Annotated in this window: 27 protein-coding genes; 11 read left to right on the top strand and 16 right to left on the bottom strand. The window is 42.7% G+C overall.

From position 1 onward, the window contains the following. Window positions 1–99: 99 nt before the first annotated feature. Window positions 100–624, top strand: coding sequence for a GbsR/MarR family transcriptional regulator (locus P855_RS0101630; RefSeq protein ID WP_028781958.1), 525 nt, complete (start codon window positions 100–102; stop codon window positions 622–624). Between the two features lie 45 nt (window positions 625–669). Here P855_RS0101630 and P855_RS20230 read toward each other — a convergent pair whose 3' ends face one another. Beyond that, entirely contained in the window at window positions 670–2358 is a 1689-nt protein-coding gene (locus tag P855_RS20230) for a right-handed parallel beta-helix repeat-containing protein (RefSeq protein WP_051353040.1), read from the bottom strand. A gap of 274 nt (window positions 2359–2632) precedes the next feature. On the opposite strand from P855_RS20230, the gene P855_RS0101620 reads away from it, so the two are divergent. Both P855_RS0101620 and P855_RS0101615 read left to right on the top strand, forming a co-directional pair. Beyond that, the gene (locus P855_RS0101620) at window positions 2633–3181 is read left to right on the top strand and encodes a DUF3267 domain-containing protein (protein WP_028781957.1); all 549 of its coding nucleotides are present in this window, start codon (window positions 2633–2635) and stop codon (window positions 3179–3181) included. A gap of 122 nt (window positions 3182–3303) precedes the next feature. Further along, window positions 3304–3489, top strand: a complete 186-nt coding sequence (locus tag P855_RS0101615) for a hypothetical protein (protein ID WP_028781956.1) — start codon at window positions 3304–3306, stop codon at window positions 3487–3489. An 86-nt stretch (window positions 3490–3575) separates the two neighbouring features. On the opposite strand, the gene P855_RS20225 is transcribed toward P855_RS0101615, so the two are convergent. Further along, window positions 3576–3659 (bottom strand): YjcZ family sporulation protein, encoded by an 84-nt coding sequence (locus P855_RS20225; RefSeq protein WP_037985558.1) that lies wholly within the window; start codon window positions 3657–3659, stop codon window positions 3576–3578. Window positions 3660–3848: 189 nt separating this feature from the next. Between P855_RS20225 and P855_RS0101605 the strand changes: the two genes are divergently transcribed. After that, window positions 3849–4763 (top strand): peptidylprolyl isomerase, encoded by a 915-nt coding sequence (locus P855_RS0101605; protein WP_028781955.1) that lies wholly within the window; start codon window positions 3849–3851, stop codon window positions 4761–4763. 166 nt (window positions 4764–4929) lie between these two features. Here the strand turns inward: P855_RS0101605 and P855_RS0101600 are convergent, their stop codons facing one another. From P855_RS0101600 to P855_RS0101580, 5 genes are all read right to left on the bottom strand, one after another. Continuing rightward, window positions 4930–5127, bottom strand: coding sequence for a sporulation YhaL family protein (locus P855_RS0101600; RefSeq protein WP_028781954.1), 198 nt, complete (start codon window positions 5125–5127; stop codon window positions 4930–4932). A gap of 66 nt (window positions 5128–5193) precedes the next feature. Next, window positions 5194–6141: a 3'-5' exoribonuclease YhaM gene (yhaM, locus tag P855_RS0101595; RefSeq protein ID WP_028781953.1), complete on the bottom strand. Its 948-nt coding sequence runs from the start codon at window positions 6139–6141 to the stop codon at window positions 5194–5196. A 144-nt stretch (window positions 6142–6285) separates the two neighbouring features. Next, window positions 6286–6849: a GbsR/MarR family transcriptional regulator gene (locus P855_RS0101590; RefSeq protein WP_028781952.1), complete on the bottom strand. Its 564-nt coding sequence runs from the start codon at window positions 6847–6849 to the stop codon at window positions 6286–6288. Window positions 6850–6919: 70 nt separating this feature from the next. Next, window positions 6920–9856: an ATP-binding protein gene (locus P855_RS0101585; protein ID WP_028781951.1), complete on the bottom strand. Its 2937-nt coding sequence runs from the start codon at window positions 9854–9856 to the stop codon at window positions 6920–6922. A gap of 16 nt (window positions 9857–9872) precedes the next feature. After that, entirely contained in the window at window positions 9873–11093 is a 1221-nt protein-coding gene (locus tag P855_RS0101580) for a metallophosphoesterase family protein (RefSeq protein ID WP_028781950.1), read from the bottom strand. Window positions 11094–11211: 118 nt separating this feature from the next. Here P855_RS0101580 and P855_RS21980 point away from each other — a divergent pair, with 118 nt between their 5' ends. Beyond that, window positions 11212–11364, top strand: coding sequence for a YuzL family protein (locus P855_RS21980; protein ID WP_139823792.1), 153 nt, complete (start codon window positions 11212–11214; stop codon window positions 11362–11364). 57 nt (window positions 11365–11421) lie between these two features. Here the strand turns inward: P855_RS21980 and P855_RS0101570 are convergent, their stop codons facing one another. Next, window positions 11422–12678 (bottom strand): ABC transporter permease, encoded by a 1257-nt coding sequence (locus P855_RS0101570; protein ID WP_028781949.1) that lies wholly within the window; start codon window positions 12676–12678, stop codon window positions 11422–11424. After that, entirely contained in the window at window positions 12671–13570 is a 900-nt protein-coding gene (locus tag P855_RS0101565; protein WP_028781948.1) for an ABC transporter ATP-binding protein, read from the bottom strand. The genes P855_RS0101570 and P855_RS0101565 overlap by 8 nt, the downstream gene beginning before the upstream one ends. A 184-nt stretch (window positions 13571–13754) precedes the next feature. On the opposite strand from P855_RS0101565, the gene P855_RS0101560 reads away from it, so the two are divergent. After that, a complete protein-coding gene (locus P855_RS0101560; RefSeq protein ID WP_028781947.1) occupies window positions 13755–13940 on the top strand; it encodes a YhzD family protein in 186 nt (61 codons plus the stop codon). Window positions 13941–14469: 529 nt separating this feature from the next. On the opposite strand, the gene P855_RS0101555 is transcribed toward P855_RS0101560, so the two are convergent. The 3 genes from P855_RS0101555 to P855_RS0101545 all read right to left on the bottom strand — a co-directional run bounded on the left by P855_RS0101555 (window position 14470) and on the right by P855_RS0101545 (window position 17035). Then, window positions 14470–15240 (bottom strand): enoyl-CoA hydratase, encoded by a 771-nt coding sequence (locus tag P855_RS0101555; RefSeq protein WP_028781946.1) that lies wholly within the window; start codon window positions 15238–15240, stop codon window positions 14470–14472. A gap of 216 nt (window positions 15241–15456) precedes the next feature. Beyond that, the gene (locus P855_RS0101550; RefSeq protein WP_028781945.1) at window positions 15457–15810 is read right to left on the bottom strand and encodes a YlbF family regulator; all 354 of its coding nucleotides are present in this window, start codon (window positions 15808–15810) and stop codon (window positions 15457–15459) included. An 88-nt stretch (window positions 15811–15898) separates the two neighbouring features. Further along, complete coding sequence (locus P855_RS0101545) at window positions 15899–17035, bottom strand: DUF445 domain-containing protein (RefSeq protein WP_028781944.1); 1137 nt, start codon at window positions 17033–17035, stop codon at window positions 15899–15901. Window positions 17036–17152: 117 nt separating this feature from the next. Between P855_RS0101545 and P855_RS0101540 the strand changes: the two genes are divergently transcribed. After that, entirely contained in the window at window positions 17153–18463 is a 1311-nt protein-coding gene (locus P855_RS0101540) for a YheC/YheD family protein (protein WP_028781943.1), read from the top strand. A gap of 64 nt (window positions 18464–18527) precedes the next feature. Further along, window positions 18528–18695 (top strand): hypothetical protein, encoded by a 168-nt coding sequence (locus P855_RS22345; protein WP_200865935.1) that lies wholly within the window; start codon window positions 18528–18530, stop codon window positions 18693–18695. A 148-nt stretch (window positions 18696–18843) separates the two neighbouring features. Here the strand turns inward: P855_RS22345 and P855_RS0101530 are convergent, their stop codons facing one another. Next, entirely contained in the window at window positions 18844–19122 is a 279-nt protein-coding gene (locus P855_RS0101530; RefSeq protein ID WP_028781942.1) for a metal-sensitive transcriptional regulator, read from the bottom strand. Between the two features lie 171 nt (window positions 19123–19293). Between P855_RS0101530 and P855_RS0101525 the strand changes: the two genes are divergently transcribed. Together P855_RS0101525 and P855_RS0101520 are read left to right on the top strand one after the other, a co-directional pair. Next, window positions 19294–20214 carry a PucR family transcriptional regulator gene (locus P855_RS0101525; protein ID WP_051353038.1) on the top strand — a complete coding sequence of 307 codons (921 nt, stop codon included), beginning with the start codon at window positions 19294–19296 and terminating at the stop codon, window positions 20212–20214. A gap of 187 nt (window positions 20215–20401) precedes the next feature. After that, entirely contained in the window at window positions 20402–21499 is a 1098-nt protein-coding gene (locus tag P855_RS0101520; protein WP_028781940.1) for an ABC transporter ATP-binding protein, read from the top strand. Between the two features lie 223 nt (window positions 21500–21722). Here P855_RS0101520 and P855_RS0101515 read toward each other — a convergent pair whose 3' ends face one another. The 3 genes from P855_RS0101515 to fumC all read right to left on the bottom strand — a co-directional run bounded on the left by P855_RS0101515 (window position 21723) and on the right by fumC (window position 23780). Next, the gene (locus P855_RS0101515; RefSeq protein ID WP_028781939.1) at window positions 21723–21974 is read right to left on the bottom strand and encodes a hypothetical protein; all 252 of its coding nucleotides are present in this window, start codon (window positions 21972–21974) and stop codon (window positions 21723–21725) included. A 118-nt stretch (window positions 21975–22092) separates the two neighbouring features. Further along, window positions 22093–22302 carry an alpha/beta-type small acid-soluble spore protein gene (locus P855_RS0101510; protein ID WP_028781938.1) on the bottom strand — a complete coding sequence of 70 codons (210 nt, stop codon included), beginning with the start codon at window positions 22300–22302 and terminating at the stop codon, window positions 22093–22095. A gap of 86 nt (window positions 22303–22388) precedes the next feature. After that, window positions 22389–23780, bottom strand: coding sequence for a class II fumarate hydratase (gene fumC / locus P855_RS0101505; RefSeq protein WP_028781937.1), 1392 nt, complete (start codon window positions 23778–23780; stop codon window positions 22389–22391). A gap of 349 nt (window positions 23781–24129) precedes the next feature. On the opposite strand from fumC, the gene P855_RS0101500 reads away from it, so the two are divergent. Next, on the top strand, window positions 24130–25047 hold the full coding sequence (locus P855_RS0101500; RefSeq protein ID WP_028781936.1) for a zinc dependent phospholipase C family protein: 918 nt from the start codon (window positions 24130–24132) through the stop codon (window positions 25045–25047). The last annotated feature ends 56 nt before the right edge of the window (window positions 25048–25103 follow it).

Raw genomic sequence — 25103 nt, 5'->3', positions numbered from 1 at the left:
CTTTAAATTTCAAGAAAATGCATGGTCATCTGCTATTTTAAATTTTTCACACCTTGCTATAACGTGTTAAGTGGTCAATATTTGAAAAAGGAGGATTTTATGGCTCCTAACTCCCAATTTTTAGAAGAACTCCACACCAAAGTGATTCATGAATTCTCTAAGACACTGGAAATGTTCGCATTATCACCAGGGGAAGCCCGCTTGTTTGTCACCCTCTATCTTAACGGGGAACCGATGACACTCGATGAAATGAGCAAAGCATTAGGAAAAAGCAAAACCGCTATGAGTAATGGAATCAAAAGTCTGGTCGATTTGAACCTTGTCGAACGTGTATGGAAAAAAGGAGTAAGAAAAGACCTTTACCAGGCTGACGAAAATTTGTATCGAAAGTTCATGACTTCCTATATACAAAAATGGCTGGATGCCGCTCAACAGCAGGAACATTCCTTGAAGCAGATCGAATCAACATTAGAACATGAAGTAGACAAAATAAGAGAACCCAGTGAGATAGAAGAAATTGAGGAACTATATAACCGGCTGGGAGATATGATTCGCTTTCATCGTTTGATCACTAAAAAATTCAGCGAAATGAAACCTGCCAGTCCTGAAGCTTCAGTAAAATAAAAAAGATGAATCCCCCTTAAGGGAAGGGATTCATCTCGTTCACGCTCATTCTATATTGCCACTTGCTGACATGCCCTCACATAATTCCAAGCCAATCCCGGCCGCATTGTTTCCTATTGCTAAAGCATTGCTAGTGCATGCAGCAGTATAGATGGCGCATGACATTTGAAAACCCGGTTCACGATTGCTGAAGATGTTACCAATGATAGATATCCTGTTACAGGATGATGTGACACGTATCCCTTGGTTTTCTGACTCAAAGTCAGCTCCTATCCCGGTCAAACGGTTATTGCTGATATTCGTGGTGTCATTTCCGGTAATCCAGATTCCGTGACCACCGACATGGGACAAAGCATTATTGGCAATCGTCAAGTCCCGGTTACCCGTGAATGCCTCAATGCCTGTTTCCGTAATTGATTGAATTATATTACCTGTTACATTTACCATTGTAGTTGCCGTCAGCTTGATTCCCTTCCCGGCTCCCACAATGATATTATCCGCCAGGCTTGATTGAGCCACGTGGGCAAGAAAAATTGCATTCGTTGAGGCAGAACCTTCGATGGTATTCCCGGTGATACTTACTTCGAGCATATCATGCCGCTTGTCTCCGGTAATACTCATCACTGAGCCATGCGTACCAGGCTTGATAAAATGGTTGCCCTGTATCGTGACCCTTTTCACCTGGTTACTGTCATTTGTTTGATTTCCAAACATATCTTCGCTGTCCACTTCATTTTTGCCGTAGTAGTTCGGATCGATAGAAAGTCCTGCACCGCAGCCATCGAAGATATTGTCAGTAATCGTAACATCTTTCCAGGAATAGGCACGTATTCCCCACTGTAAGGTAGCACTGATAATATTATTCGCTATGATAATCCGCTTATGCCACCGATCTGCGGTTGCTGAATGTGATCCAACCGCTCTCCCCCAGCTCCCCAGCCGTTCACTGGGACCGAAATAACAATTGGTAATCATTACATCCTGGCAGGGGGTGTGGTCGAAGTGTGATTTTTTCCAGGGAAATACTCCGTTGCTTTTCATTAAATCCAACTGGACGGCTTCTGAATATAGCTTCCGTTTTTTAGGAGCCATACCAATAAACTTACAGCCATCAATTACCACATTACAGGAAGAATTGATCTCCATTCCATGTCCCGGTGATACATCCTTGATGGTCAAGTCCCTGAACACCAGGTTCTTCGCATGACCAAAGACAAAACTTGTCCCTCCTAAATAACGGTGGCCATTATTATCCCAGACTCCGCCAATAATGGTAATATTGCCGTTTCCTTCGTAACCATTGTCACTGCTGTTTTTCTCGATATTCTTGAGCATCCCGCGATGGTGTACTTTATGGAATACTGCTTTAGGATGACACTCGATCCGCGTCCCTTCGTGAATCATTAATGTTGCGGTAAGCTTATATATACCAGCAGGAAAATAAAGAGAGATTCCGTTCGTTTTTTTCTTCGCTTCATCTAATAATGATTGGATGCCGGAAGTATCATCATGCTTACCATCCCCTTTGATACCGGGCATATTTGACGCTATATGGTGCCTGCTGCCTTTACCGTTTTTTTGTTCGACAGCTCTCAGTCTTTCTCTCAAACGAGCTGCCAATAATGCTTCTACAGGATCATCCTCGTTGGTGCGATCAGGCTTTTTTCGTTTAAGAATGTCGGTGTATTTCCCCATCATCATCTCTCCATTTCTACCTTCTACCGTTTCTCTCAAAAAAACTTATCCCCTACATTTATATTGGCTTTCTCATCTCTTTATCCATAACCTGATTTTCACGTTTCAAACGTTGGATACGTGATCGCTGCAACTACTGTCACAGCAGTTTGTAAACTCTTTTATTTTTTTTGTAAAAACCTATTGCTTTTTCTATCAAAACATACTATTATTCCATTTGTGCTACTCAATACATAACGGTTCACCCCAAATATCATAGAAACATTCCCTGACGAATGTTTCAGTCATTTTTGTAGTAAAGGGGGATTCTGAGATGAATTGCTGGAAAACAGTAAACATCACTAAGGATTTCGGTAATAATCGCATTTATCTCACATCCTTTCTTACAGGGTTGTTAGCATTTTTGGTTTTGTATCTGCCTTTTTCGTTGTTGCATCTGACGCATGATGTAAAAGATCATGGATTCATTCCATTACTGGTCATTCTTTTCTTTCTGCCGTCACTTCATCGAATGATGCATATCCTGCCTTTAGTGCTTGCTAACAAACGTGTGAGGGTGAAATGGAAATTCAGAAGACGATTGATTCCAACATTCGATTACCGGTGTCAATCAAAATTATCTAAAAAAACATCTATTTTCATGGCGCTGGCACCAACCTTATTCATCACATTCCCAGGCTTGGCGATGAGTTATGTATTTCCTGGATACTTTGCTTATTTTGTTCTGTTTTCAGCGGTGAATATCGGGTTATCGTTTTCCGATTTCCTATACTTGAACCAATTCATCCGGGCTCCTCGCAGCTGTGTCATCGAAAATGCCAAAGATGGCTATGATATATTAATCAAACGTAAAAGCTCATAAATAAAGCATAGGAAGGGTGCTGACTCAGCGCCCTTCTCTTATTTTTTGATTGTAAATTCTGTTCAAGAAGATCATTTTTTGATAAAGTAATGAAATAAGGAATAAAAGGAGGTATTTCAGCTGTGGCATTCGTATTTATTCTCTACGCCCTAATTATTCTATTCATCATCAATTCTCTGACACATTCCTTATGTATGAAGACTAACATGTCCAAAGAGAAACAGCCGCGCGTATTCCGCACCATCAATGTTCTGATTACAATCTTATTGATATCCTCTTATGTAGAAGTATTGAACGCGGCGGCTTAATATGGTGATTCTACCTATAAAAACATCGAAGAAAAAAGCCAGACGCCGATTCAGCGTCTGGCTTTCTTATTAAATCCTGTCAGGGATTACAGCCATGCTGCCCCTACAATAATGAGCAAAATGAATAACACGACGATCAAAGCGAAACCGCCACCATATCCTCGACTCATAACCTCACCCCCTTATCTGATACGTACAGTATCCTATGCAGCGGGTAGTGAAGATGGATAGGCGTTTGCCCTCTATCCTTTATCTTTTAAAATATAGACTAGTCTTTGTTAATGTGGATATGTTATATTATGTCATAGGTTGTTTGCCTTACGTCTAGAATTTAATTACATAATAGGGGTGTATGAGAAATGAATAAGTTTGCAGTTGCAGCTACACTGGCAGCAGGAGTGTTAACCTTATCTGCTTGCAGTTCAGATTCAAAAGATACCAGCGAAGCAGTAGTGGAAACAAAGAGTGGAGAAGTGACAAAAGAAGAGTTTTATGAAGCATTGAAAGATCAGAATGGTGAAGCGGTTCTTCAGCAATTAGTCATGAAAGAAGTGCTTTCAGATAACTATGAAGTAACCGAAAAAGAAGTCAATAAAGAATTAGAGAATATGAAAGAGAAGTATGGAAAACAATTCGATATGATTCTGAAGCAGAATAATTTCAAAAGCGAAGAGGACTTCAAAGATATGCTTCGTCTCAGCCTGCTCCAGGAAAAAGCAGCTATGGAAGATGTAGAAATCTCGGAGAAAGAAATGAAAGATTACTACGAAAAAATGAAAACCCAGGTCAAAGCGAGTCATATTCTTGTCGATAATAAAGATACGGCTAAAAAGGTAAAGCAGCAGCTGGAAGATGGAGCAGATTTCCAAGAGCTGGCTAAAAAATTCTCAACCGATAAAGCATCACTGAAAAATGGTGGAGATCTTGGATTTTTTGGTCCTGGAGAAATGACTGCCAAATTCGAGGATGCAGCTTATGCGCTTGAAAAAGGGGAAATCAGTGAACCGATCAAAACAGAATTCGGCTATCACATCATTAAGAAAACCGGTGAAAAGAAAGCAGAAGATGTAGGTTCTTTCGAAGAAGAAAAAGATACCATCAAGCGTCAGTTGGCTTCTAAGAAAATCGACCAGACAAAACTACAGGCTAAAATGGATAAAATGATCGAAAATGCAAATATCAAAGTCAAAGACGAACAGTTCAAAGGATTATTCGATAAACCAGAACAGCCGGCCCAAGGGGACAGCGGTTCTAAAGAAGACGCCAAAGGATAAATTTCGCTGTATTTTAGTTCAGAGCTAATGCTCTGAACTTTTCTTTTTCTAAGGTGGCGTTTCTCTGCTTTATCTGAGAGATCCGCTGGTCAGTGGTAAAAAAAAGCTGTCTGCAAAAAATTCGCTTTTGCAGACAGCATCATCATTAGGAGGAAATAACATTATATTAACCTGAAGCAACTGACTTCTTATGCTTTCTTTGCTCCTTCTCTTCTTCCATCCGCCTGATATAGACCTGGCCTTCGCGTTCAATGAACTGACGCTCGAGTTTTTGCTCAGCACGCATCGCCTTATAAGCCATATACCCGCTGAGAAAGATGAACAGGATGCAAAAGAATACCCAAATTGGAATTCCGAATAACATGGCATGATCCTCCCTGTCGGCTTTGTTCTATATTTATGCGGACAAGCGGACGGATATGCCAATGGGTTAATTATCTTCAAATAATGGTTTATAAAAGTTCCGCTGTTCCATCGAAAATAACCGTTCGGTAAATTCTCCAGGCTCTACTTTATCCAGGGCACGGTCCAGCATATTCATTTTGGCATCCATTAAATCAATCAAATGAAGCACTTCCGCTTCCCGGACAAGCGGCGGTTTTGGGCTTCCCCATTCGCTTTTTCCATGATGGGAAAGGACAAGGTGCTGCACGACCGTGACTTCCTCGCCATTAATCTTCAACTCTTCTGCAGCCTGGCCGATTTCCTGGACCATCATAGGAATATGGCCAATCAGTTTCCCTTCTATCGTATAATTAGGAGCTGCAGCACCTGACAGTTCTTTCAATTTCCCTAAATCGTGAAGAATAACTCCCGCGTATAACAAATCTTTATTCAAGGAAGGGTAAAGCTCCTTCAACTGGCGAGCGAGATTCAACATCGATACGATATGATGCGCCAATCCAGACACATAAGCATGGTGATTTTTAGTTGCAGCAGGATAAGTCAATAATGCTTCCTGATACTTTTGGACAAAATATCTAACCAGCCGCTGAATATTAGGATTTTTCATTTCAAAAATCGCTTCCGTTATGCGCTCCATCAATTCTTCTTTTTTGACCGGTGCTTTTTCTACAAAGTCTTCCGGCTTTACCCCATCTGTTGCCTGAATGGGGCGGATCGACTGGATTTTCAGTTGCTGTCGTCCGCGGAAACTTGTTACTTCTCCACTTAGTTTTACCAGTTCCTCTGCCTGGAATAATGCCTCATCTTCTGGCGTGGCTTCCCAAAGCTTGGACTCGATCTCCCCAGTGGCATCTTTCAACATCAACGTAAGAAATGGCTTGCCATTACTTGCCACCCCTTTGCTGGCAGACTTGATCATCATGAAGCTGTCAAAACCATCCCCTACACTATAATAGGCAATTCCTTTTTTCATCGAATCTCCTCCCCAGTTTCCAACAAAAAAGGGATCATACCTTATATTTACGACTACCTTTATATGAAAAAGCCTCTGTAAATTAAACTATGATCATACTATCTGTAATCCTCGCGTTATATCGTTGAATTATATTTTTCGTAATCAATATTCTTCTGACTGATCGACTTTCGGCACGTACTGGAAAATTTCCCCTGATTCCACGACACGTATGAATTTCATCAGCCAGCGATAATAATTTTGCGCATAACGAAGGCGCTCAATATCCGATTGAATTTTTTCTTTCAGCTGCTCATCCTCTGCGGCACCGGCAATCTTCTCCAGTTTATCGATCGTTTCTTCCGCTTCCTCAATATTAGTCTCTGTATGATGCCGCCAACGGCTACCGAATAGGGTGGTGAATGATTTATACCAATCTTCTTCTGATTTATATAAGTCCTTACGCACACCCCGTTTAAACGCAGGTTCTACCATCTTCATATCTGACAACGCCCGGACGCCGGTAGACATACTTGTCTTACTCATCTCGAGCGCATCCCTCATCTCATCCAGGGTCATCGGATCCTCCGCAAAATAAAGGACACCATATAAGCGGCCAATTGATGGTGTGACCCCATAAAGACTCATGTTTTTCGCGATAACCTGGATGAATTTTTCCAGGGTTTCTTCATATTTACTCCATTCTGTTTGTTGATCTTTTTTTGCCAAAGGAAAACCCTCCATTATCCATCACAATCTGACCCTATAATCTGAACACATTTTACCATTAATATTTTTATTAAGCGAATTCTCCTGCTATTTGGTCTTCCAATTTAATTGCACGACTTTCATTCGTTCCCTCAGCTAATTCTTTTCTGGTAGTAAATAAGAAAACCTGATGTTGCTTTGACATTTCATCCAGTATTTCCATCATGACACTTGTCCGTGTATGGTCAAAGTGCACAAAAGCATCATCGATGAAAAACGGAAGCCGTTCCTTTCGGGAGAGAACCGCACTCAATGAAAGGCGAAGGGCGATATATAGTTGGTCTGCTGTTCCCCGGGAAAGTTCGGAAGCATCAAATTTCCATCCAGATGCAGCTTCAATTTGAAGCTTTCCTTCTTCGGGATGAAAATAAACCCGTTTGTATTGTCCATTAGTCAGCTTATCAAACCATCCGGTTGCACGATTCAATACCTCTGGCAGATATGAATGCTGGTATATTTCTTTTGTTCTTGATAGCAACTGATAAGCCGTCTGAAGTACGGCCCATTCCCTTGCTTCCTCATGCAGTTCATCACGCTCTGCCTGTAACCGGTAGCGTTTATGGGAAAATTGTTCGGCATCTTCTAATTGTGCAAGCCTGCTATGAATATCAGCCAGCTGCTGCCGCACACCTTCCTGTTCTGCTTCCAGTGCTTCCTGCATCTTTTGTTGCTCTATTGTATCCCTTTCCAGCTGCTGATAATCAGGAACAGCTTCAAACACGTGATATTCCTGTACATCCTCCTGCTTTAACGTGGCAGACAACTGTCGCTGCAATTCTTTCTGCTTTTGAGAGTGGTCTCTTGCTTTTGCCACAAAGTGATCGAGTTGGAGGAATTCCTGCTCTGTTTCCACTCCCCCTTGCTCCAACAGGATTTGTCGTTCCCTCTGATAAGGAATCATACGTGTGTCAACACGCTTCAACCTATCCTCCAGCTCTTCCTTTTGTTTCTCATACTGGCGTAGATTCGTTATGATTTCTTTACTTTGATCACTTATATAAGACAACTCAGATAATTGGGCAGAAATCTGATTACCTTTCCATTCCCATCCTATTTCTGTTAAAAACCTCTCGACTTGATTGCCATACGAATGCAATTCCTGCTCAACTGCATCCATTTCCTTTACAGCTTCCTGATACTCTCTGTATTTTTCTTTTAACGGCTTGAGAGCATGGTAAAGTTTAAACCAATGACCGGATTCCATGTCCTTTAAAAATGGATAATTCCTACGATGTTCCTCCAGCATCCAGTCCAATCGTTCTCTCCTGGAGGTGAACGCCTGTTTTTGTTCCTCTGTTTTCATTCTCTCCACAGCAAGACGCTGGAGTTCCTCATTCAGGTGCTTCAACTGATATAAAGCTTCTTCGTGGCGATCAACCTTATTTCTCACGCTCTGATATTGTTCGTGTGAAAGAAGGCTTCCGGCAGGATTTTTTCCCGATTCAGGTATGTCACCAGATGACTGCTTATAAATATAAAAACCGCCAAGAAGCATCAATCCTGCGAAAATAGCAATGGGGACCGATGATAACAGCCATGCTGCTAATATCCCTGCAGCAGACAAGCCTATTGTCAGTACAAACATCTTTTTTGCCTGCTGGCTGCGATTTTCCATTATCGCAGATAAAATATCACTGTCATCCTGACCTTCATAACGCTGCCTTTGTTCATATGCTTCCAAATCCCCGGTGTAATCCCTGTACACCTGCTCCGGTAGCAGCGCTTCTTCAAGTGCTGTATGACGCTGCTTCGCATGTGTTTCCTCTGCTGTCAGCCGGCTTTCCTTTGTGATGAGACGTTCTTCCTCCTGCTCCAGGCTCTCTTCCTGCTTAGCTGCCTGGTTCCACTCCTCTTCTAAATAAAACGGAAAGTCATAAGCCTCCAATTCGTCCATAGTTAGATCGATTGCTAAATCTTCTAATCCATGGTCAATTCTTGTCTCTATTTGCCGAACACGACTCTTGAGACTTTCATTGTTCCGCATCAGGTCCTCTACTGGAGGCATTTTTTCTATTAATTCATCCAGTTTTAAGCGTGATTCTTCCGGAAGCTGTCGGGATTGAAGTTCATCAAGCTTCTGCTCTGTTTCATGTAGCGACTCTATGATTAATTGCCGTTCGCTCTCCAAAGGAAGCAGCTGTTCTTTTATAGCCGTCAGCCTTTCCTTCCCTTCGATTGGAAAATTTTCCGGATATACTTCCGCTGCATTAGCGTGCTGGTGGTAGGATGTCACTAAGCCCTTCACTTGAAGCAAACGCTGCTGCCGGAATAACACTTCCTGAATCGAAGTTTTCTCTTTCCGCAGCTCCTCCATCTTCGCTTTTAATTCTCGCTGTTCTTCCTTCAGCTGCTGGTAAGAGGCTTCTTCCTGCTCCATTTCTCGTAACTGTTTGGCTGACTTGTCGATCTTCTCGAGCCGGCGATTGATGGCAGGTTTCTTACCGTGTGGTTTAAAACGTTCTGCCAACTTCTGTTCCAGTTTCTTTTCGGTCTCATTGATTTGTGTCGAGCCAGTCAAACCGACATTAAGCAACGTCTCTCCCAAATCCTGCTTTTCTATATGATGAATATCGGTAAGGTCACTCGCTTCAAAGGAAAATATCGCTTCGTAAGAACCACGTTCCATCCCTATCAATGACTGTAAGAAGCTCTCATCCTTCACTTCCCCATTCGACATCCGACAGACGGCAGCACCATTATGACGATCATGGACACGCTCAACCATCACTTTTTCTCCTTCTTCTAAGAGTAGTGCTATTCTTCCGCCGATCGGGCCACCTGTTTTGGGCTGGTAATATTCCCGCTGTTTCGGTGGCAAGCCAAACAGCATAAATAACAGAAACTTACGCAGTGTCGATTTTCCCGCCTCATTATCTCCAACCATCACCGGAAAATTACCATTCTCGAGATGAAGCTCCAAATGCTGCCATTTTCCAAAACCATAGATATGTAAATAGGTTATCTTCACAGCTTTCCCTCCCCTCTCATTTCAGCAATTCCCTCAATACTAAATCTTTCGCTTCTTTCCATACTTGCTCTTTATCATCATCTGACAGCTGCTCAAGGTATTTTCTGGCGGTTCGGTGGCGGTATAAGGGTTCCAGCCAGGCTTCCATATCTCCTGAAGCTTCATATTGTCTTAGTACCTCCCCGACAAAATGTTTTTCGCACCTCAATTCTTCCTCATTCCAGGCAGGAGTGGCATCAAATGTGATATCACGGATCCATACCCAATGTCTTTCTGCCTGTTCCTGCTCATTAAGCCATTCCAGCAATGCCGTGATGTCCCTGCTATTATGCCTGAGGGCGGCCAGTTCCTCCCCGCAGGTAAGGTGAAGATAAATAATGACCGGTCCGTGATGACGCCATTGTTCTTTTTTCATTGCAAGAAACCTTTCCAGCTCATCGAAACTGGCTGCTGTGGTTTCAAGTGTATACCTTTGAAATTGGAACGTATGTAAAGGGAGGAACGTCAATGATGTGCTTGCAGGGTCCATTTCCACTAAGTAACACCCTTTTTCGCCATTCTCTTTGATGGAACGTCCCTGAATATTACCTGGATAAACGATCCAGGGTGATTCCGTCAAAACTTCACGCTTATGAATATGCCCGAGGGCCCAGTAATCCATATCCTGCTCTTGAAGCTCCCTCAGACGGAAGGGAGCATATACATCATGGTCGGTATTGGTTTCGATACTACCGTGCAGCATCGCGATATGATATTTTCCTTCCTTTATACGTTTATACTCTGCAGCTTTTCTATCCTTCACGGCCCGGTGATGATAACTGAATCCGTAAATAACAGCGGCCGCCTCGCCATTTTTATAATAAACATGATTGGTGACATGAGGCTCCGTGAACAGATGGACATTCTCCGGATATTCAACCGGATGAAAATCTGCTGATAAATAATCATGATTTCCATGGCTTACGTAAACTTCGATACCATGCTCGTCAAGCTTTTGAAAAGCATCACGCAGCCTGATTTGTGCCTTAAGGCTTCTTACTTCATGATCGAATAAGTCTCCTGCTATCACGACAAAGTCTACCTGATGGACAATGGCCTGCTCTGCCAGAGAATGCAAGGCGGTAAACGTACTATCTTTTATTTGCTGCTCTATCATGGATGGAAGTTCCCCAATCCCCTTAAATGGACTGTCGATATGCAAATCGGCACAATGGAGGAATTTGATTTGGCCGGTCATACGCTCATCCCCTTCTCCTTGTTTCCTTTCATTGTAGCAAAGCAAAAAAACGAATGCACGTTCGATAGGAATTTTTCTGAAGGATAGGAAATGCTAAGTCTGAGGAGGTGTTTGAACGATGCCAAAACAAAAGAAAAACCCATCCGAACGCGCAAAAAGCGCCGCGAGCGTCAAAGGGAAGAAAAACCAGGGCCCTGTCGATCCGTTTGTCGACGAACCTGAACATCAGACGACCAATATGCAATATGGCAAAAAAAACATGGGAGAATGAGCATGATAACCGCAAGCAGCTGCTACGCCAATGCTTGCGGTTATGTTGTATTGTATTCTATTCTTTTTTGGATAGCTGCATAGCTGCTTTTATATCTTTGAGTGACGATGATTTTCCATACATGAGTACACCACCGCTGTATATCCGCGCCCCGATAATTGCCAATATTATAATAGTTAAAATCAAAATCCCGATAGATAAACCGACTTCCCAAAAAGGAATGTCCAGCATCCCAACCCGTAAAAACATCAGCATCGGTGTAAAGAAAGGGATATAGGAGGTTACTGTGACAAAACCGGAATCAGGGGCATTCAGACCAAACATGGCAATCATGAAAGCTGCGACAATCACCAGGGTCATTGGTGCGATCAGCTGCTGCGCATCCTCAATCCTGCTGACCAGCGATCCCAACATGGCTGCAAGTGTTGCATATAGTAGATAGCCGAGAATGAAAAATACAACCAAGTAGACAAATAAACTGATCTTCAAATTATCCAGCCCGAAATATTCAAATATTCCACCTGTCAGTGCATCCTGGTTCATTTTTACTGCCTGGTAGCCGACAACCATGAATAATATAAGCTGTGACAACCCCAGTAATGCGACTCCGATGATTTTAGCGAACATCTGAGCAACTGGTGAAGCGCTTGAAATCAATATTTCCATAACACGGCTGGACTTTTCCGTGGCTACTTCCATCGCTATCATGTTTCCGTACATGAGCACGGCAAAGTACATGACAAATAGCATGACATAGACAAGTCCGCGAGCTTCGCTCAACTCTTCCTCAGTCATGGCATTCTCCTCCAGGGCGATCGTATCGAAATGGACCGGAGAGGAAATCTGTTGAAAAATGGCCGGTTCGATGTCAGCTTTGTCTGCCGCTATCATTACTTTCAACTGCTGCAAGGCATCACGTATTTTATTGCTGAGCGTCGTGTTGGCAATCTGATTGGCATAAAACGTGGCAGACGGTATTTCGTTTTCTTCCTTAAGTTCCACAAACGCCTGATAAACTTCATCCTGGACAGCCTGCTCTGCTTCTTGTTTGGAGCCTTCAAATGCTGTTAACTTCACGGAACCCTCCTGCCTATCCAGTTGATTCTGCAGCGGGGCAATCAAGTTATCCGTGTCACCTATAACGGCGACTTCTTTACCATTTCCTTCTTCACCACCTGTGAACTTCTCTGTGATTGTCTGGAAGTTGGCCAGACCAATAATCAACAACAGCGTCACACCAGTAGTAATAAGAAACGACTTTGATTTCAATCGATTCATATACGTATGAGATAACATGATCCAGAATTTATTCATAAGAAGCACCTGCTTTTTCGATAAAAATGTCGTTCAAGGTCGGCTCTTCTAACTCAAACAGACGGACGAACCCTTTTCCGTGTAAGGTATCGAATACACGTTGAGCTACAGACTCATTTTCAATTTGCAGCTCACATCCTTCTCCCGTGTGCTTGTATTTCACTACCCCGGGTACTTCTTTCACATGTGCAACATCGAAATCTGCGTGGATCCGCAAGTTTTTCTTACCGAACGACCGCTTGATTTCTTTTAGTTTCCCCTGCACTACTGGACGCCCTATTTGTAAAATACATAAGTGCTCGCATAGTTCCTCGACATGCTCCATCCGGTGGGAGGAAAAGACGATGGTGGTTCCCTGTTCTTTCAGATCGATGACCGCCTTTTTCAATTGCTCGACATTGACCGGGTCCAGCCCTGAAAACGGTTCATCTAAAATCAACAGTTCCGGTTTATGTATCACAGCGGAAATGAACTGGATCTTCTGCTGGTTTCCTTTAGACAACTCCTCGACCTTTTTCTCTTTATATTCCGGTATATTAAATCGCTCCAGCCACCCATCCAGCTGCGTGAGTGCAAATTTCTTATCCATTCCTCTCAACCTGGCCAAATAGACAAGCTGGTCTTTCACCTTCAATTTCGGGTACAATCCACGCTCTTCCGGGAGATATCCAATCAGATGGCTTTTCTCATAACTGATCGTCTCCTCATTCCAGGAAATAGATCCGCCTGATGGATTAAGAAGTCCAAGAATCATCCGAAAGGTTGTCGTCTTGCCAGCACCATTCCCGCCTAAAAATCCGAACATCTCATTTTCTGGTATGATAAGTGACAAATGATCGACTGCCAAAGAATTGCCAAACCGTTTTGTGACTTGATGCAATTGTAATGTCATAAGCGCTCCCCCTTTTACTCTTCCTCCTTTATACGCGACTACTAGGCAAATAGTTTCATTTATTCTTATTCATTTTAAAAGAACATTTTTCGGGGAAATAAAAAATAAACCGACAGGAAGCAGGATTTTCTGTTATTCATCTTTAATTGTAGAAAGTGGGAAAATTTTAGGAGGGGGTTAAACTATGAAAGCCTACGCACTGACTGTCTTTGCTAAAGATGGCGAGAAACTATTGGATGAAAGCTTTGAAGCTGCCGATGACAACGATGCAAAACAAATCGGCCAGAATAAATTACAAGAACATGGCTACGAAGAACATACACATCGCTGTGTCGCACCAGAAGGCCACCTGGTTTTATTCCATAGGTGAATCAAAAGCGCAAGCGCCTTGTTAGTAAGGACGTTCGACTATAAACGGCACGTCCTGTGCCAACGTCGAACTGACCTGCATCCTGCAGGCCTCCGACAAGTTTAAGACAAGCCTCGCCGTGACGTTCTTTGTACTTTCATTCCAATTAAGTTTCATAAAGGTTTAAAGTATAAGTAAAACTAAGGCTTTCGCCATAAACCATTGGCGATAAGCCGAGTTTTCCTAATCACAGAGAGGATTGACTTAAGACCTCGAGGGGGTAGGCGCTGGAGCTGGATGGGACCAACCATCTAAAGTTATCCAAAAAAGAAAATTATATAAATTCCTAGACAAAATCAAAAGCAGGCTCAATGCGTTTTTCCGCAATTGAGCCTGCTTTTTTAATAGGCCAGGTGCTTGTATATTGGCCAGCTTCAACGCCTAGACACTCGCCACATTAGCACCACCGTCTTGCGAAAGAGAAGGATGCCTTCCTCCAGCAGTTTTGCTTATGCATGTCGTATCTTTCAGGGCGCTTGCACTTTTCTTATTATTTTCCCATAAACTCAGGTTTCCTTTTTTCCATAAATGCTTTGACACCTTCCTGGTGGTCACTCGTCTGACGCAGTTTCCACTGGGCTTTTCGTTCTTCTTCAAGATATTTCTTCAACTTCTCCAAGCCATATTGATGGTACAACTGCTTCGTCGCAATCATCGACTGCAACGGCCTCTGATTCCACGCTTCAGCAAGCGCTTTTGTTTCTGCTTGTACGTTATCATCAGCTACCTGGTCGACAAGATGATAATCATAAGCCTTTTTAGCGTATAACTCCTCACCATTCCATGCAAACTGCTTCGCACGGTGAGTCCCAAGTCGTTCTTGTAGCCAGAAGTGTCCGCCGCCATCTGGAAAAAGTCCGATACCGATGAAATTCATGGAGAAACCAGCCTCAGGATCTGCAATGACATAATCAGCCGCAAGGGCGATGCTCAACCCTAACCCGACAGCCGGGCCATGAACGGAAGAAATCACTACCTTTGGCATCGTGTAAAGTTTCGTTACGATGGTTTCGATATTCTCCATCACTTCATTGAATTTGGCCTCATCACTTACTTCTGTCATCATCGTGACATCGCCTCCGGCACAAAAGCCTTCTCCTTTTCCGGAAAGTACGACGATTTGTGCATCGGATGCTTCTACCTCCTCAAGCGCTGTTACAAATTCCTTCAGCATTTCTACATGCAAGGCATTATAACGTTCTCCACGCGCAAGCTTAAGCTCGATGATATTATCTTTATGCTCTAATTCAAAATAGTTCATAGCGATCCCCCTTTTAATAAAAACGCTTCCATGTCTTTTTCGCTATCTCATTTACAAAATCCTGCCAGTTTCGACAAATGTTGAATAGGATTGTTATGAAACATCAACAACACAATCTGTTAACGTCTAAATAAAAAAAGTAGTTCAATCAGGGAGCGCAAATTGTTTTTTGCACTCCGAAACTGAACTACTTTCCTAAGGTTTAAACCCTTTGTATTATTGTTCTTCTGGTGTACCATAAAGCTCTTCTAGAGGCTTAGTGATGATACGGCTAACGTCGTTGATTACAGTGTTCAACTGCTGTTCTTTTTCCATAAGTTTAGAAATCACTTCATGCTGCTGCACAAGCTGCACGACTTGCTGTGCCTGCTGCACTTCTTCTTCTGTGATTTCTTCCCCTTGCATTTGTTTTTGCTGCAAGTTGATTTGTGTTTCACGGAAGTTATCGAACATTTTCTTCGCTGCTTCGTCAGCCATTACTGCTTCGTATGCTTCTTTCAATCCTTGGAATTCATCGCTATTACGAATCGCTTTTTCCAAGTCATACGCGTTATCATAGATATTTGCCATTGTTTAAAAAACCTCCTGTGTAATTCACTTACTTTGATTCCTTCCCCACTATAACAAACGTAAACGGATGTGTATAGGAATAGAGCCATTATCCTAAAATTAACACGATTACTCCCTGGATGATTCCGATTAATCCACCAAGCAATGCTCCGAGATAGGTAATCATTTTCAATTCTCGTCTGGAAATATCCAGAACCATCGCTTCTAATCTCCCAATAGAAAAAGCCTCGACTTGATCCTGGACAATTTCCGCCAGGTGAAGTTTTTTCATCATCGGCTCAATCCGATCCGCCAACAGGGTACCTGCTTGCGCTACCAGCACCGGGACTGCATCCTGGATGATTTTGGAGCGAATCGGCTTCACCCAATCAGCTACGGTGCGATTCAGCCAGTTTTCAAGCGGGAGAGTTTTGGCTACGGTTGTACCTAACGTTCGTTTAATAGCATTTTTCCCGACTTTTTCTTCAATTGTTCCTACCGGTTGACGGACCCAATAATCTTTTTCTTTTCCAATCAATTCTACGAGCCATTCTTTCGTTTCAGGAGCCCTCACATACTGCAGAACGGCTGGATGGGCTTTATCTGTAAGTCCCTGCGGTGTTATGAAGGAAGAAATCATATTACCGAGAAACCCTTGGCCGGTTAAATAATGTTCAATCAACTCCGAAATTTTCCGCTTGCCTTCCGGGCTGTCGATATAGGTGCTTAGCTTAAGCTGGATATTGGCTGCAAGCTTATCTACTCCCTTATCCGCTTTCTTTTTCCAATTTTCCGGAAGCAGTTCCTCGACAGGAACAGCACGGTACTGGGTCATCATCTCTTCATATTGATTTTCCACCCAATAGGAAATTTTCCTGCGAAGCTTGCCCTCATCTGCATTAACCTCAAAGGAGTCCAGCAGTTCGTTAATCTTTTTTTCCTGTTTGAGCAACTGTTTGACTTCATCCTGCACCCAAAGGGTCATCTGTCTTTGAAACTCACTCTCTTCCAGTTTTTTGCGGATCCCCTCTGCGGTCAAAAGATGCTGGACAACCATCCGGCCAAGCTGACGGGCCAGTTCCTGCTGCCGCTTCGGTATCAATCCGGGAGTAAAAGGCAGGCGGTATTTGCCTATATATTTTGCTTTATATGGGCGGAATAACATTTTTATCGCTAATGAGTTGGTAAGACCTCCAATTAGTGCACCGATCGCCATCATCATCAGTATTAACAAAACAACGTTCATGACATCAACCTCATTTCCATTCTTCGTCACCAGTATATATCATTTTCCCGGAATGAGAAACGGTCATGCTAAGAATTGCCTGTGCATATATAAATAGAAAGATGGGGAGGGCTGTCCATGTATTTTTCCATACGTTATTACGCAGGATCACATGCCAGAATGATCGTCCCAAAAGCCTATGAAAAAGAATTCCAATCTGTCGATTCCTTATCATTCGGAAAAAAATCCTGTATGGTCCGATGCTTGACTCATCGGGAAAATGATAATCGCATTTTAATTTCTTCTGCAGCTAAAGAACAATTACAGCTGCCCGATCATCGTATGGCGATGTGCCATATTACTGCTGATAAAGCACGTTTGACTGTTCCATTCGGCGTATTTACAGCTGGCTTTCAAATAGAAGGTCAGTTACTCGGCCCGCGGACAAAATATTTTGAGGGCTTCAGTACCACAGGACAGGAGCTCGGATACCAGGCTGTTTTTTTCGGCTGCCAGCATTTGTCCACACTCCCGGCCTATATAAGTGGTTATGTCTACGACAGACAAGTGTGGCGGAAGATAGAATCGCCATTACCGGAAATCATCTATAACCGTATTACGAACCGGAAAACAGAAAACCACCCGAAGGTTTCCCAGGCCCTGAGGACATTAAGAGAAAAATCCCGTGTGTTCAATCCTGGCTTCTTTAATAAAGCAACCATTTTGAAATATGTAATGGAAAGTAATGAAACCGATCATTTACTCCCTCAGACCATTTTCAACCCTTCGAAACAAATGCTCAGTGATATGCTGCAAAAAAATGCTGTGTATATCAAGCCTGCCCACGGCAGCCGTGGCGAGGGTCTGATGAGAGTAAAACAAAATGAAGATGGTTCGCTCGATGTTCTCGAAGCCGATGCCAGTCATCCTCATCACTTCGAGAATATCCATAGTTATTTTCAAGCTTATTTTCCCGAAGGCAGTTCCGGTTATTTAGTTCAACCGAGAATATACCTCCTTAAAATAGATGGAAAGCCATTGGATTTTCGTGTTCATAGTAATAAAGATGAAACAGGAACCTGGAAAGTCACTCTGATCGGTGTCAGGGTCGGAAATGAAAACCAGCCTACCACCCACCATATTCATGGAGGCACTATCAAGGTATTAGAAGAAATTTTTTCTGAGGTTCGTACACGCCAAATCAAACAGCGGCTGACAGACACAGCGCTTATGGTCAGCAAGGAAATCGACCAGCACTTTGACAATCAATTAGGTGAATTAGGCCTTGATATCGCTATCGATGAAGATGAGGGAATCTGGTTGTTCGAAGTTAATTCCAAGCCCGGATTTTTCTTATTCGATCACCCTGCCCTGGCTGAACAAATGAACGAATATTTTTCGTATAGCTATCGATACGGACAATACTTGATGGATCGAGAGGCTGATTAATTTCTTCGCGCATGAAAAAAAATTACCGGCAAAAAATAAGTGTATAATGCCGGGAGGTGAAACAATGAAGGAGAAGAAAAAACGCCACCATGCCACAGAAGGCAAGGCAAAACTTGAACTGGACGTCGACCGGATGATCAATGAAGGCATGGCCGGCGGGATGGAGCGATCTGTTTATGGAAGAGAGCAGCTGGGAGAAGTCCATGAAATACCGCAGCAAAAGGACGACTGAACATGTTAAAATAACTTGGCTTATTGCCAAGTACTTATGACGAATGTGTATCTTATACTTTAATCACAAGGTCTTGTTTTGCACAAAAAAACGTACGTCAGAGATGCTGACGTACGTTTTTTTTATAAGGACTTTTCTATAGTGATGTTTAACGGCTTTTAACAATCATTTGTACAGCATCATTGATTAGCTGCTCGGCAGAATCGCCTTGTTCGTTACTGGTACGGATACAGGTTTCAAGATTTTTTGCAACGATATACCCAATCGCACGGTCCATTGCAGAACGGGCGGCAGACAATTGAGTGATGACATCTTTACATTCCTTTTCTTCTTCCATCATCTTCAATACTCCGCGAATTTGACCCTCTATACGTTTCAAACGGTTTTTCGTTTCCTGATTATATTGGTCCATTTTAATTTCTTCCATGCTTGTCCCTCCCTTTCACCAGGGTTATATCATGAAAAAAGTATTCCCTATTTTCAGTGTACCCTTATAGGTATATTATAATCATTTTCTCCTGAAAAATAAACCCTTATGTTTGGTATAAGTATTCCTATTGATATAATAAAGAATAACTCATAAAAAAGGAAGAGACAAATGATTATAATAGAAAAAATAAAATCGATATACCCTTCTCTCGTCCAACTCCCTTGTGAAAAGCACCTGGATGTTAAAGAATATAAATGGTTCCAGACAGATACAGAGGAAATCATCGGGATTAAAAAAAGTGAACTTTCCAGCCGTGAATCTGACATGCTGGAGGTCTTTCTCACCCCCTATCACTATGACACACCATATATTACTGAACGGGAGCAACAATGGATCGACTTGATTTACCACCTTCAGTCTGAAAGCTTGAAGCAAAACCATCCTCCCATAAGCTTTCGATTTGTTTTTTTCAAATTACCGGATCGTAGTGCTGATCCTGAAACCTTCCGGGAAGCGATTCAGGGGTTGTTTTCCGAGCAAATGCCTATCATCTGGGAAAATGACCAAACCGGCTTTATCATCGAAGAGAGGAAAAGCGTGAAAGACGAGAAACTTTCATTTGAACAAATCATCGATGTGTTCATGAGTGATTTTTATAAAAAGCTTTCTTTTTATGTCAGTGAGTTCGTAGATGATATCGATGATGCAGCTTCCCATTTCAGCTGGAGCAAACAATGCTTTTATACCGCCCAAAATTATTTGAAGAAAGATGTCACCAATTTTATTGATGTACTTCCCTATGTATATCTCGAACAGCTCCCAGACGACCAGACCAGACGGGTAACTCAGGCAACCCTGCAGAACGTGATTGATGAACCGGATCTTTTGCATACCGTACAGGTATTCCTGGAATGCAACTCCAATGCTACCGTGACGGCCAAAAAATTATATATGCACCGCAACAGTTTACAGTACAGGATTGATAAATTCATTGAAAAAACCGGAATTGATGTCCGGCAATTCCAATTTGCCCTTCCCACCTACCTGGCACTCTTGCAGATGAAAATAAACAGCAGGAGCGATCAATAACCCTTAAGTCCCCCAGCCGCGGGCTTCCTTAAAATGACAATAAAAATGTATACCCGAGGCAACTGGACAACGTGCACAACCAGAAAACATTTCTTTGTGCACGTTGTCCATTTACGGGATATCCAGGCTCAGGTAGACTAAACACATAGTCAATAAAACGCTTACATATTTTTGGGGAGGAATTACCATGGCAGAGCTTAAATTACATCATATTGATAAAGTATACGACAAAAACGTCAAAGCGGTAGAAGATTTCAATTTGGATATAGCGGATAAAGAGTTTGTAGTATTTGTAGGGCCATCCGGGTGTGGGAAATCCACAACACTTCGTATGATCGCTGGTCTGGAAGAAATCACAGACGGGGATTTTTACATTGATGATAAACGTATGAACGATGTCGCCCCGAAAGACAGGGACATCGCAATGGTCTTTCAGAACTACGCATTGTATCCACATATGAATGTATATGATAATATGGCGTTCGGCTTGAAACTGCGTAAAATGGATAAAAAAGAGATTGACCGCCGTGTCCAGGAAGCAGCCAAAATTCTTGGATTGGAAGCACTACTGGACCGTAAGCCGAAAGCACTTTCCGGCGGGCAGCGTCAGCGTGTTGCATTAGGGCGTGCGATTGTACGTGATGCGAAAGTATTCCTTATGGACGAACCTTTATCCAACCTTGATGCGAAATTGCGTGTACAAATGCGTGCCGAAATCCAAAAACTGCATCAGCGTCTTCAGACGACTACGATCTATGTCACCCATGACCAGACAGAAGCTATGACAATGGCAACACGTCTCGTTGTCATGAAAGATGGATATATCCAACAGGTGGGCGCACCAAAAGAAGTGTATGATAAGCCGAATAACGTTTTTGTCGGCGGATTCATCGGTTCGCCAGCGATGAACTTCCTGACTGGTACCTTGAAAGAAGGCTATATCGAGATCGGTAACGTCAACATCAAAGTTCCAGAAGGAAAAATGAAACCGCTCCGCTCCCAGAACTATTTGAATAAAGAAGTCATCCTTGGTGTCCGTCCCGAGGACATCCACGATGAGCCTTTGTTTATTGATGCCAACCCGGAAAGCAAAATCACTGCCCATATCGAAGTAGCAGAATTGATGGGTTCTGAATCTTACCTTTACTCGAAGGTGAATAATCAGGACTTTATTGCCCGTGTTGATTCGCGTACAGATATCAATGGTGGAGAAGATATCGAGCTGGCAATGGATATGAACAAGGCACACTTCTTCGATGCGGAAACAGAAGAACGTATTCAGTAAGAGCAAAAGCGCAAGCGCCTTGCTCACCCCCGACTAGCTTAAGACAAGCCTCGGCGTGACGTTCTCTGTCACAAAGAGGTTTGACTTAAGACCTCGAGGGGGTAGGCGCTGGAGCTGGATGTGGCTCACTGTTTACAGTTATCCCACAAAAAGAAAACTTTATAATTTCCGACACAATAAAAAATAAAAGTACTGTCATCTTTACTAAGGTGGCAGTACTTTTTCAATATGGTGCTTCCTGAATCTCTTTAGTCATGATTTTTCCACAATCCACACATTGAATAATATGGATACATTGATGAGCCATGGCTGAGTCCGAATCACCATCCACCAGCTTGGTCATCATCACTTCCAGGTACGGGCTGTAGTCGTCCAGATAATCTACTATTTTCCCGTGATCGACCATTTCACTTGCACAATCGGGACAACTATCTTCCACCTCTTTTAACCCATTGCAAAGCGGACAAATCAGCATATCCATCCCCCTCGTCATTTCTATAAGAACAGGGCCCATTACCCAATTTACCATTTAAGTATTATGATGAAACAAAAGGAAGGAGAAGCGTAAGCCGCTTCTCCTGTTTACCATTCATTTATCGTGGTTGTTGTCCGCCGAATTGAGATTCAGCCATTTGGACAAGACGCTTAGTGATTTCTCCACCTACAGATCCGTTAGCACGGGAAGTAGTGTCAGCGCCTAGTTGCACACCAAATTCTTGTGCAATCTCCATTTTCATTTGATCAAGTGCTTGTTGAGCACCAGGTACTACTAATTGATTAGATTGGTTTTGGTTTTGAGCCATTGTGTCTCACCTCCTGTGTAATTGTAGTTTGACCCACAATTCAGGAAGTATCACAAAAATTTATTGGTAAATTTCTACAAAATCCACTACTTAGCGTTCGGTTTAGTCATAGCTTTCGGATCGACGTATTCATCGAATTCCGTCTCTGATAAAATGCCTAATTCGACAGCAGTTTCTTTCAAGGTCTGATCCTTCTCGAACGCTGTTTTAGCAATTTTAGCGGCATTTTCATAACCAATATGAGGATTCAAGGCAGTAACAAGCATCAAGGAATCTTTTAAATATTGCTCGATTTTGCCATGTTCAGGCTCTAAACCGCTGACACAGCGTTCATCAAACGATACCATACTGTCAGCAAGTAATTGAGCAGACTGCAGGAAATTATATGCTATTACCGGTTTGAATACATTCAATTCAAAGTTTCCTTGACTGGCTGCAAAGCCGATTGTCGCATCATTCCCCATGACTTGGGCTGCTACCATGGTGACTGCTTCACTTTGGGTTGGGTTGACTTTACCAGGCATGATCGAGCTTCCAGGTTCATTGGCTGGGATTGTGATTTCACCAATACCACAGCGAGGCCCGCTTGCCAGCCATCTGACATCGTTAGCGATTTTCATTACATCTGCTGCCAAAGCCTTCAATGCACCGTGAGCGTGGACCAACTCATCATGAGAAGTCAATGCATGGAATTTATTCGGAGCAGAAATGAATGTTTTTCCTGTCTCCTCGTTGATTTTTTTCACGACCGTTTCAGCAAAGTCCGGATGAGCATTCAATCCTGTTCCGACTGCTGTACCACCGATAGCCAGTTCTTTTACATATTGCAGGCTGTCTTCCAGCATGCTTTCTGTCTTTTCCAGCATACGATGCCAGCCACTGATCTCCTGGCCAAGCGTCAATGGTGTCGCATCCTGAAGATGCGTACGACCGATTTTTACGATGTCCTGAAACGCTTCCATTTTTTCTTTTAATGTTGTTTTCAGTTGCTTCAAGGAAGGCAATACGGTTTCTTCCACTTTCAATACAGCCGCGATATGCAACGCTGTCGGATAAGTATCGTTGGAGCTCTGGGATTTATTCACATCATCATTCGGGTGCAATCTTGTTTCCGTCCCCTGCTCCTTCAGCCATTCATTTCCAACATAAGCGATGACCTCGTTGACATTCATATTGGATTGCGTACCGCTTCCAGTCTGCCAAACAACCAATGGGAAATGTTCCTCCAGCTCACCTGCTACAATTCGATCTGCGGCATGTCCGATAGCATCGGCTTTCTCTTGATCCAAAAGTCCTAATTCCTGGTTAGCTCGAGCCGCACTTTTCTTCAGAACGGCAAATCCATGAATCACTTCCACAGGCATTTTTTCATTGCCAATTGGGAAGTTTTCTTTACTTCGCTGCGTTTGTGCTGCCCAGTATTTTTCTTTTGGTACTTTCATCTCACCTAATGTGTCTTTTTCAATACGATAGTCCATGTTGTATCCTCCCTCGCCTTATGAAAAATAAACTCCTGTCCAATTATAACAAAAATTCTGGCGCTTCATCATTAAGAAGAAAACTTCTAACACAAATACCAACTTTCTGACTATTTACATTATTCAGAAATAAGTGTATGGTATATGTAACAACTCGGAAAGGAGGCAGGAAGGCACTACATACAACGTGAAGGAGGGATGAACACCGAAACACGTTTAGTAGCTGATTTTCTTGCTCGATCTTTTTTCAGTGGGTAGAATAATGGATTAGTGGTTGAAGAAGCCCTGTGGGAGGGCTTCTTTTTATTGTATAATAATGACAAATATGATTTACATAGGAGGGTTATCCATGCCTAATATCTGGACCCATATCCATTTCAGTCAAACGTTGCTGGACACCCTGGAGAATACCGAACGGCTTAAAATCCTTTCTGCCTATGTCAACATAGGGGCTCAGGGACCGGATCCGTTTTTTTATCACCGCTTCTGGCCTTTTTTAGAAAGTAAAGGTGTCGAAGACGTAGGTATGCGGCTGCATACTGAATATTGCGGGGAATTCCTCCTCGATCTTATCGAACAAGGGAATGGGGCACCGGCATCCTCTCAGGCTTACATTTTCGGATTCCTGACCCATCATATCCTGGATCGAAACACGCACCCTTATATCCATTACCATGCCGGATACGAAGGGAATAAACACCAGAAATTAGAAGTCATCATCGATACACTTTTATTAGAACGGGAGCAAAATATGAAGACCTGGCGCAACCCAGTCCACAAACAAATCGATGTCGGAAAAAGGATCGATAAAGGGCTGGTACGCATCCTCGATTCTACAATTAATCATTACTTTGCCGACATGACTGCACACCTTCCTGATGACTACATCCAACAGTCTTACCATGACATGAAAACAGCCATGCGCGTACTGTATGACCCGACAGGCTGGAAAAATAAGCTGTTAGGTTCACTTGTTTCCTCTTATTCTCACCGGCCGGTCGAGGAAACAGAAGATTTCTTGAATACCGGTAAGAACAAATGGCGCCATCCGGCAACCGGAGAACAAAAACAACAATCGTTTGATGAGCTTTACGAAAAAGCATTCAATGAAGGAAAAGATATCCTTATGCTACTGCTGAACTATTGGCAAAACGGTTCAAAAAATACCTTGGAAGAGATAAAAGGTAAGCTGGCGGATATATCATACGATACCGGCGAACCACTCCATAAAAATCTGACCAACCAATTTAGTGCACCAATGGTATAACACCCCAAAAAGACTTGGTCTCCCAAGTCTTTTTACATAAATTGCCGGTGAATGTA

It is taken from the genome of Thalassobacillus devorans MSP14 (genome assembly GCF_000496835.1).
GTDB classification, from domain to species: domain Bacteria; phylum Bacillota; class Bacilli; order Bacillales; family Halobacillaceae; genus Thalassobacillus; species Thalassobacillus devorans_B.
Note: the sequence above shows the minus strand (reverse complement) of the source record. Positions and strands in the feature narration are given on the sequence as shown.